This window comes from uncultured Salinicola sp. (assembly GCF_937921195.1).
Taxonomy (GTDB): domain Bacteria; phylum Pseudomonadota; class Gammaproteobacteria; order Pseudomonadales; family Halomonadaceae; genus Salinicola.
On record NZ_CALFQK010000102.1, the window covers coordinates 19,215 to 29,503 of the forward strand.

6 protein-coding genes are annotated in these 10,289 nt (G+C 65.8%); 5 read left to right on the top strand and 1 reads right to left on the bottom strand.

The window, feature by feature from the left end; genetic code table 11:
• From gltB to Q0602_RS10430, 3 genes are all read left to right on the top strand, one after another.
• Complete coding sequence (gene gltB, locus Q0602_RS10420) at nt 1–4,452, top strand: glutamate synthase large subunit (RefSeq protein ID WP_298842610.1); 4,452 nt, start codon at nt 1–3, stop codon at nt 4,450–4,452.
• 96 nt (nt 4,453–4,548) lie between these two features.
• The gene (locus tag Q0602_RS10425) at nt 4,549–5,979 is read left to right on the top strand and encodes an FAD-dependent oxidoreductase (protein ID WP_298842613.1); all 1,431 of its coding nucleotides are present in this window, start codon (nt 4,549–4,551) and stop codon (nt 5,977–5,979) included.
• Nucleotides 5,980–6,153: 174 nt separating this feature from the next.
• Nucleotides 6,154–6,387, top strand: a complete 234-nt coding sequence (locus tag Q0602_RS10430; RefSeq protein WP_149434532.1) for a hypothetical protein — start codon at nt 6,154–6,156, stop codon at nt 6,385–6,387.
• 102 nt (nt 6,388–6,489) lie between these two features.
• Here Q0602_RS10430 and Q0602_RS10435 read toward each other — a convergent pair whose 3' ends face one another.
• Entirely contained in the window at nt 6,490–7,683 is a 1,194-nt protein-coding gene (locus Q0602_RS10435; RefSeq protein WP_298842617.1) for an FAD-dependent oxidoreductase, read from the bottom strand.
• Between the two features lie 270 nt (nt 7,684–7,953).
• On the opposite strand from Q0602_RS10435, the gene Q0602_RS10440 reads away from it, so the two are divergent.
• Complete coding sequence (locus Q0602_RS10440) at nt 7,954–9,264, top strand: solute carrier family 23 protein (RefSeq protein WP_298842620.1); 1,311 nt, start codon at nt 7,954–7,956, stop codon at nt 9,262–9,264.
• Between the two features lie 121 nt (nt 9,265–9,385).
• Nucleotides 9,386–10,108 carry a gamma-glutamylcyclotransferase gene (locus Q0602_RS10445; RefSeq protein ID WP_295040998.1) on the top strand — a complete coding sequence of 241 codons (723 nt, stop codon included), beginning with the start codon at nt 9,386–9,388 and terminating at the stop codon, nt 10,106–10,108.
• The last annotated feature ends 181 nt before the right edge of the window (nt 10,109–10,289 follow it).

Sequence of the window (10,289 nt, forward strand, 5' to 3'; positions counted from 1 at the left end):
ATGATGAGAGGTCTTCACCAGCCTGGCGAATTCCGCGACAACTGCGGTTTCGGCCTGATTGCTCATATGGAGGGGCAGGCCAGTCACGATCTGCTCAAGACGGCGATCGAATCCCTGACCTGCATGACCCACCGTGGCGGCATCGCGGCGGATGGCAAGACCGGCGACGGTTGCGGCCTGCTGCTGAAAATGCCGATGGGCTTCATGCGCGCGCTGGCCGAGGATCATCTGGGCGTCACCCTGGGCGAGCGCTTCGCCGTCGGCATGGTGTTCTTCCCCGATGACGATGCCCGCGAGCGAAGTGCGCGCGAGACGCTGGAAGGCGAACTCGCCGAGCGTGGCCTGAGCGTCAAGGGGTGGCGTGACGTGCCCACGGACCCCAGCGTCTGCGGGCCGATGGCGCTCGAGTGCCTGCCGCGCATTCGTCAGGTCTTCGTCGAGGGGGACGTTTCCCAGACCGATGCGGCGTTCAACGTCGAACTGTTCATGGCACGCCGTCTGGCCGAACAGAAGCTGCGCCAGGAAGAAGAGTTCTACGTCTGCTCGCTGTCGTCCAAGGTGGTCTCCTACAAGGGGCTGATGATGCCCGCGGACCTCCCCACCTTCTACCAGGACCTGGGCGACGAGCGTCTCGAGACCGCGGTCTGCGTCTTTCACCAGCGTTTTTCGACCAATACCGCACCACGCTGGCCGCTGGCGCAGCCGTTCCGCTTCATGGCGCACAACGGCGAGATCAACACCATCGAGGCCAACCGCGGCTGGGCCAACGCGCGCAAGGCCAACTTCGTCAGCGAACTGCTGCCGGATATCGAAGGCCTCGACGAGATCGTCAACACCACCGGCTCCGACTCGTCGAGCATGGACAACATGCTGGAAGTGCTGCTCACCGGTGGCATGGACCTCTACAACGCCGTTCGCATGATGGTGCCGCCGGCGTGGCAGAACGTCGAGACCATGGATGGCGACCTGCGCGCCTTCTATGAATACAACTCCATGCACATGGAAGCGTGGGACGGCCCCGCCGGCATCGTGATGACCGACGGTCGCCACGCCGTCTGCATGCTCGACCGCAACGGCCTGCGTCCGGCGCGCTGGGTGATCACCGATAACGGCTACATCACCCTCTCCTCCGAGATCGGGGTGTGGAACTACTCCCCCGAATCGGTGGTGGCCAAGGGCCGCGTCGGGCCGGGGCAGATCCTCGCCGTCGACACCCAGACCGGCGAAGTGCTGCACACCGACGATATCGATCAGCGGCTCAAGTCCGCCTATCCCTATCGTCGCTGGCTCAAGGAGCACGCCCACTATCTCGAGTCCGCGCTGACCGAGCTGGCGCGATTCCAGCCGATGGAAACCGAAGAGCTCAACGTCTACCAGAAGATGTTCTCGGTGACCTTCGAGGAGCGCGATCAGCTGCTGCGCCCGCTGGCCGAGAGCGGCCAGGAAGCGGTGGGTTCGATGGGGGACGACACGCCGATGGCGGTGCTGTCGCGTCAGAACCGGCTGCTCACCGACTTCTTCCGCCAGAAGTTCGCCCAGGTCACCAACCCGCCCATCGACCCGCTGCGGGAAGCGATCGTGATGTCGCTGGAGACCTGCTGCGGGGCCGAGCTGAACGTGTTCGAGGCGACGCCGGAGCACGCCCACCGCCTGATCCTGACCACCCCGGTGCTGTCGCCGCGCAAGTTCACCGCGCTGGTGACCCAGGAGGATCCGGCGTTCGCCTCGGTGCGGCTGCCGTTGCACTACGATCCGGAGACCACCTCGCTGCGCCAGGCGCTGGTGGCGCTGTGCCAGCAGGCCGAGCAGGCGACCCGCGACGGCAAGGTGATCCTGGTGCTGTCGGATGCCGAGCTGGAGAGGGGCAAGCAGCCGATCCAGGCGCTGCTGGCGACCGGTGCGGTGCATCATCACCTGGCAAGGCTAGCGCTGCGTCCGCGGGTCAATATCGTGGTCGAAACCGGCTACGCTCGCGACGCCCACCAGATGGCGGTGTTCTTCGGCGTCGGCGCCACCGCGGTCTATCCCTATCTCGCCTATCAGGTGATGGCGGACATGCACCGCACCGGGGAGCTGGTCGGCAACCCGGCGGACGCCCGCGAGAACTACCGCAAGGGCATGCAGAAGGGGCTTTACAAGATCCTGTCGAAGATGGGGATCTCGCAGATCTCCTCCTACCGTGGCTCGCAGCTGTTCGAGGCTGTCGGCCTGGGGTCCGAGGTCATGCAGATGTGCTTCGACGGGATGATGTCGCGCATCGAGGGCACCGGCTTCAGCGAGCTGCAGATGCAGCAGGAGCTGGCGGCGCGCGATGCCTGGATTCCCCGCAAGGGCATCCGCCAGGGCGGGCTGGTCAAGTTCGTCCATGGTCACGAGTATCACGCCTACAATCCCGACGTGGTGATGCTGCTGCAGCAGGCGGTCCAGCAGGGCGACTACGCCAAGTGGAAGACGTTTGCGCGGCTGGTCAATGAGCGTCCGGTGGCGACGATCCGCGACCTGCTGAAGCTCAAGCCGGCCCCCGAGCCGTTGCCGCTGGACGAGATCGAGCCGGTCGAGAGCCTGCTGCTGCGCTTCGACAGCGCCGGCATGTCGCTGGGCGCCCTCTCTCCGGAGGCCCACGAAGCGCTGGCCCAGGCGATGAACGAGACCGGCGGACGCTCCAACTCCGGTGAGGGCGGCGAGGATCCGGCCCGCTACGGCACCATCCGCTCCTCCAAGATCAAGCAGATCGCTTCCGGGCGCTTCGGGGTGACCCCGGCCTACCTGGTCAACGCCGAGGTGCTGCAGATCAAGGTCGCCCAGGGTGCCAAGCCCGGCGAGGGCGGCCAGCTGCCGGGCGGCAAGGTCAACGAGATGATCGCGCGGCTGCGCTATGCGGTCCCCGGCGTGACGCTGATCTCGCCGCCGCCGCACCACGACATCTATTCGATCGAGGACCTGGCCCAGCTGATCTTCGATCTCAAGCAGGTCAACCCGAGCGCCCAGGTATCGGTGAAGCTGGTCTCCGAGCCGGGCATCGGCACCATAGCCACCGGCGTGGCCAAGGCCTACGCCGACCTGATCACGGTCTCCGGCTACGACGGCGGCACCGCGGCGAGCCCGATCACCTCGATCCGCCACGCCGGCAGTCCGTGGGAGCTGGGGCTGCCGGAAGTCCACCAGGCGCTGCGCATCAACGGCCTGCGCGACAAGATCCGGCTGCAGACCGACGGCGGGCTCAAGACCGGCCTCGACGTGGTCAAGGCGGCGATCCTCGGCGCCGAGAGCTTCGGCTTCGGCACCGCGCCGATGGTGGCGCTGGGCTGCAAGTATCTGAAGATCTGCCACCTCAACAACTGCGCCACCGGCGTCGCCACCCAGCACCAGGAGCTGCGCGACGAGCACTTCCGCGGCACGGTGGACATGGTCAAGCACTACTTCCGCTTCATCGCCGAGGAGGTGCGCGAGCTGATGGCGCTGCTGGGCGTGCGCCAGTTGACCGACCTGATCGGGCGCACCGATCTGCTCGAGATGCTGGAAGGCGAGACGGCGGCGCAGCGCAAGCTCGACCTGACGCCGCTGCTGGCCAACGACTTCGTGCCCACAGAGGCGCCGCAGTTCTGCCAGGTCAGCCGCAACGTGCCCCATGACCCCGGCGCCAAGAATCAGGAAGTGTTCGACGCGCTGTTGCCGGCGATCGAATCGAAGTCCGGGGGCGAGTTCGAGTTCAAGATCACCAACTGTGATCGTTCGGTAGCGGCACGGGTCTCCGGCGAGATCGCCAAGCGCTACGGCGAAGCGGGCCTCGAGGACGCCCCGATCACGGCGCGCTTCACCGGTGTCGCAGGTCAGAGTTTCGGGGTGTGGAACGCGCGCGGGCTGAATCTGTATCTGGAAGGCGATGCCAACGATTATGTCGGCAAGGGCATGAACGGTGGCAAGGTGGTGATCGTGCCGCCCAAGGCCAGCCGCTTCCAGAGCCACGAAACGGCGATCATCGGCAATACCTGTCTCTACGGCGCCACCGACGGCAAGCTGTTCGCCGCCGGCATGGCCGGCGAGCGCTTCGCGGTGCGCAACTCAGGGACTCACGCCGTGATCGAGGGTGCCGGCGACCACTGCTGCGAATACATGACCGGCGGCCTGGTCTGCGTGCTCGGCAAGACCGGGATCAACTTCGGTGCGGGCATGACCGGCGGCTTCGCCTACGTGCTCGACGAGGATCGCGGCTTCGTGGATCGCTACAACCACGAACTGGTGGAGATCCACCGCATCAACACCGAGTCGATGGAGGCCTACCGCCGCCATCTGCGCGAAGTGATCACCGAGTACGTGGAAGAGACCGACTCGCCACGGGGGCATGCGATTCTCGAGGATTTCTCCGACTTCATCCGCCACTTCTGGCTGGTGAAGCCCAAGGCCGCAAGTCTCAACGGTTTGCTGGCCCAATCCAGGCGCCAGCCTGAATAAGAGGCGGCGACGGCCCGAATGACCCGGGGTTCAGCCCCGGGGTGCGGGCATCAGCCGGAATCCGAGAGCGTCGTCGGCCCAGTGAGGAGAGAGAACATGGCAAACCGTTTGAGTAACGACTTTCAGTTCATCGATGTGGGGCGGCGCGATCCGCAGAAGAAGGATGCGCGTAGCCGGGCGAAGGAGTTCGCCGAGATCTACGAGCCTTACAAGCCCAGCGAGGCGGCCAGCCAGGCCCATCGCTGCCTGCATTGCGGCAACCCGTACTGCGAGTGGAAGTGCCCGGTCCACAACTACATTCCCAACTGGCTCAAGCTGGTCAGCGAGGGCAACATCCTGGAAGCGGCGGAGATGTCCCACCGCACCAACTCGCTGCCGGAAGTCTGCGGCCGCGTCTGTCCGCAGGACCGGCTCTGCGAGGGCGACTGCACGCTGAACGACGGCTTCGGTGCCGTCACCATCGGCTCGGTGGAGAAGTACATCACCGACACCGCGTTCGCCATGGGCTGGCGTCCGGACATGTCCAACGTGGTCATGACCGACAAACGCGTGGCGATCGTCGGTGCCGGCCCGGCAGGGCTGGGCTGTGCCGATGTCCTGATTCGCAACGGCGTCAAGCCGGTGGTGTTCGACCGCTATCCGGAGATCGGTGGGCTGCTGACCTTCGGCATTCCCGAGTTCAAGCTCGAGAAGCACGTGATGGAGCGCCGCCGCGCGGTGTTCGAGGAGATGGGGGTCGAGTTCCGGCTCAACACCGAGATCGGCCGGGACATCACTTTCGAACAGCTCGACGACGAGTTCGATGCGGTCTTCCTCGGCATGGGGACCTACAAGTACATGGTCGGCGGCTTTCCGGGGGAGGAGATGGATGGCGTCTACAAGGCGCTCGACTTCCTGATCGCCAATGCCAACCACCACATGGGATTCGAGAAGGATCCGGCCGACTACGTCTCGATGCAGGACAGGCGCGTCGTCGTGCTCGGCGGTGGCGATACCGCGATGGACTGCAACCGCACCTCGATCCGCCAGGGCGCGACCAGCGTGACCTGTGCCTATCGCCGGGACGAGGAGAACATGCCCGGCTCCAAGCGAGAGGTGGCCAACGCCCGCGAGGAGGGGGTCGAGTTCCTGTTCAATCGCCAGCCGGTAGCGATCGTCGGTGAAGGCAAGGTCGAGGGCGTCAAGCTGGTGCGCACCCGCATGGGCGAGCCGGACGACAAGGGCCGGCGCAGTGCGGAAGTGGTGCCGGGCTCGGAGGAGATCCTGGCCTGCGATGCGGTGGTCATCGCCTTCGGCTTCCAGCCCAGCGAGATAGAGTGGTTCGACACGCACCAGATCGAGATCGACGAGCGCGGCCGGGTGCTGGCGCCGGAAATCCCGGCGCAGATGGAGCGCTTCGCCTATCAGACCAGCAACGAACGGGTGTTCGCCGGCGGTGACATGGTGCGTGGCTCCGACCTGGTGGTGACGGCGGTCTACGAGGGGCGCCAGGCGGCGGAGGGCATCCTGGACTTTCTCAAGGTGTAGTCTGGACTTTCTCAAGATGCAGTCTGGACTGTCTCAAGGTGCAGTGCCCCGGGCCGCCTGCGGAGCCGGGGCCGGCCGGCAGCGCCGGCCGTCACCTTCAGCGGTGGTATAACGTCGTGAGAGTCTTTACAGTGGCGCGCTCGTCACGAACCGCAATTCTCAGAAGGTCACATCATGATCAGGCTTGAACGCAACATTCTCGACCAGGCAAACACCCATCTGCGAGCGCTGGAAGATCATGTGCTGGATCAGGACGGCGGCCATCAGGCCATCATGATCAGTGGGCAGCTCAAGGCGCTGTTTTCCCTGGCCAAGCTCCGGGACAGCGGCATGTCGGACGAGTGCGCCGGGATGCTCGAGGAGATCGAGCGGCGTGCCAATATTCTGGTGTCACGCCTGCCGGAGTGAGTTTCACGCTGGTGAAATCGGCCCGGAGCAGTGGCCGCATCGAGAAAAAGCGCCAGCATCACTGCTGGCGCTTTTTTGTCGGTCCGAGGCGCCACCGCAGTGTCATGACATCGCAATGCGCCCGACCAGGGTCTCGGCCCGCTGCGGTGCCTTGTCTGCCAGCACCTCCCGCGCCTCGTCGAGTCGGTCGGCATCCACGTTGAGCAGCAGTACGCCGACCACCCGTCCGTCATCGAGATAGTAGTAGATCCCCTGGTCCGGCTGCGGCCCCGGATCCTCGACGATCTCCAGCGAGCTGTCCATGCGGCCCACCGCTTTCCAGGCGAAGTCGAAGACGTTGGAGTAGAAGTAGGGCGTGTGGTCGTAGGTCTCGTCGCTGCCCGCCATGATGCGTCCGACCGTCTGGCCCATCCGGTTGGCGTTGTCGACGTGTTCGGCATGCCAGCGACCGAGGATCCGGTCCGGATAGGTCGCGACATCGCCGGCGGCGAAGATCGCGGCGTCGGCGGTTGTCAGGCGATCGTCGACGAGAATCCCGCCGTCGGTTGCGAGGCCTGCCTCCTCGGCCAGCGCCACGCAGGGCTCGACACCCAGCCCGAACACCGCCGCATCCGCTGCCAGGCTGGCCCCGTCGTCCAGCGCGAGCGTGACCTTGCCATCCGCCTCGCGCCCGCCGCTGATCTTGCGTCCGCCCAGCAGCGTGACGCCTGCATCGAGGTAAGCCCGGTGGAAGCGATCGGCGACGCTGGGCGGAAACAGGGCGCCGCCCAGCACGTCCTCGGGATGGATCAAGGTGACCCGGCAGCCGTTCTGGATCAGCGCCGCGGCCAGTTCCGTGCCGATGTAGCTGCCGCCGACGACGGCGACATGCAGCCCCTGGTCGGCGAGCCTGCGCAGGCAGTCGTAGTCCTCGACGGTGCGGAAATAGCGCACGCGTTCGCTCCGGGGCAGGTCGAGCGTCACTGGCGCACCGCCGGTGGCCAGCAACAGCTTGCCATAGCCGTAGGTATCGCCGCTGTCCGTGGTCACGGTCCGGCGCTGGCGATCGATGGCGGTGACCCGGGTGTCGGTGTGCAGCGTCGTGGCGGCATGCTGCTCCGGCTGCATCCAGATCTTGTCGTAGCCGAATTCGGGATCGGTCCAGAGCTTTTTCGAGAGCGCCGGCCGGGTGACCGGCCCGTTGGGCTCGGCACCGAGGATGCCGATGGTGCCATCGGCGTCACGCTCGCGAATGCCTTGTACGGCGTTGGCGGCAACCATGCCGGCGCCGACGATCAGATAGTCGTAGCGTTGCATATCCACTCCCTGGCATGCCTCGAGGTTGAAGGGGCGTCATCGCCCCCGATGGGGTCGTTCGGTGTTCTCGCCCGGCTCCTTGGGACGATGGTGTCAGCGTAGTCCACTCGCGGCGCTCCATGCCAAGGTGCGATGGCGGGAAGCATCCGGTCGGCGCTGACGTTAGAATGCGCGTCGGGCCGTCGCTTCGCCGGCCACGCCGACAACAATCGCTTTCGCGCGGTCGAACGCCGCCGGCGCCCCCGGCCGCTGCTCTGGAGAACAAACCCGATGTCATCCTGGTTCCCCCGCTGGCGGCGCGTCGATGCCGCCCGTCACCAAGGTCTGGTCGCGCCCGACGAGACGCTGCCGCCGGCGCAGACGTTGCTGATGGGCATTCAGCACGCCGTGGCGATGTTTGGCTCCACCGTGCTGGCACCGCTGCTGATGGGGTTCGATCCCAATCTGGCCATCCTGATGTCGGGGATCGGCACACTGCTGTTCTTCGTCATCGTCGGCGGGCGGGTTCCCAGCTACCTGGGGTCCAGCTTTGCCTTCATCGGCGTGGTGATCGCTGCCACCGGGTACGCCGGCAGCGGTGGCAATCCCTCCATCGGCCTGGCGCTGGGGGGCATCATCGCCTGTGGCGCGATCTACACCCTCATCGGCATGCTGGTCATGGCGCTGGGCACGCGCTGGATCGAGTACCTGCTGCCGCCGGTCGTCACCGGGGCGATCGTGATGACCATCGGCCTCAACCTGGCCCCGGTGGCGGTCTCCAGCGTGAAGGATTCCAATTTCGACGCGGCGATGGCGCTGGTGACCATCCTCTGTGTCGGCCTGGCCGCGGTGCTGACCCGCGGCATGCTCCAGCGGCTGTTGATCCTGGTCGGACTGGTCGCGGCATACGCCATCTATGCGCTGGTCACCAACGGCCTGGGTTGGGGAGCGCCGATCGATTTCTCGGCGATCGGTGCGGCCGACTGGTTCGGGCTGCCCGCGTTCACGGCGCCGACCTTCACTCCCCATGCGATCGTGCTGATCGCTCCGGTCGCGATCATCCTGGTGGCGGAAAACCTCGGCCACATCAAGGCGGTGGGGGCGATGACCGGACGCGATCTCGACCCCTACATCGGCCGGGCCTTCGTCGGCGACGGCCTGGCGACGATGGTCTCCGGTGCGTCCGGCGGCACCGGCGTGACCACCTATGCCGAGAATATCGGCGTGATGGCGGTGACCCGGGTCTATTCGACGCTGATCTTCGTCGCCGCCGCCGGCTTCGCCATCCTGCTCGGCTTCTCGCCGCGTTTCGGGGCGTTGATCCAGACCATTCCCGGTCCGGTGCTGGCCGGCACCTCGATCGTGGTGTTCGGTCTGATCGCGGTGGCCGGCGCCCGTATCTGGATCCAGAACGATGTCGATCTGGGCGACAATACCAACCTGATCGTGGCGGCGGTGACGCTGGTGCTGGGCGCGGGCAACTTCTCCATCGACTTCGGCGGTTTCACCCTCGACGGTATCGGGACTGCCACCTTCGGTGCGATTCTTCTGCACCTGGTTCTGCGTCGTGGCGCCCGACGCAGGCGGGACATTGCCGGGTGATGCCGATTCGGGCTTCGTTTCGAGCCCGTTGAACGTTAGTCTTGGGTGGTGCGGGTCATGGCCTCGGCGTCACCCGTGGTATCCCGAACCCTTTCGATCGCGTCCGAGTATAGAGTCCCCAATGAGCGAGTCGCACTCCAGCGAGACCCATGCCGGCGAGCAGGCTTCCACGCCGAAGTCGATCGCCATGACGCGCGAGGTGCTGGAGCAGGACCTGATTCGCCGTCACTTCGAACATGTCTATCCCGAGGTGGCGCTGAAGAGCCACCAGGAGCTGCGCAGTTCGATCCAGCAGGTCCTGGCCACGGCCCCGCCCGGTGTCCAGTTGCAGGACGGGGTCTACCTCTTCGCCTACGGCTCGCTGATCTGGAATCCGTGTGTCGAGGTCGCCGAGCGCCACACCTGCCGGCTCTACGGCTATCATCGCGACTTCTGCCTCAAGCTCGATCACGGCCGGGGCACCCCCGAGACCCCCGGGCTGATGCTGGCGCTGGCGCCGGGAGGCTCCTGCCATGGGGTGGCGCTGCGCGTCCCCGGCGACAATCTCGAGCGTGAGCTGACGCTGGTGTGGCGGCGCGAGATGCTGACCGGCGCCTACCGCCCGCGCTGGATCAAGCTGAAGACGGACGTCGGCCCGATCTGGGGCGTCGCTTTCGTGATCAATCCGCATCACGAGCGCTATATCGGTCGCCAGCCCGACGAGACGGTGGTGCACCTGCTGCGCACCGGCCGCGGCGTGCTGGGATCGTGCCGCGAGTATCTCGACAACACGGTGGGCGATCTTCACGCGCTCGGCATCCGTGACCGTCGCCTGGAGTCGTTGCAGCGCGCCGTCGCCAGTTGATTCGCCCCCGGGCATGACGACCGCGCGATCCAAAATTGAGCCTTTCGAACGACTCTGGTAATCTGACGTCCCATCCTGGCCCGACTTTCTCCCCCGGGTCTTTTCTCACGAGCTTCACGACCACGATTCGACAGGTTTTCCATGACACGATATATCTTCGTGACCGGCGGCGTTGTGTCCT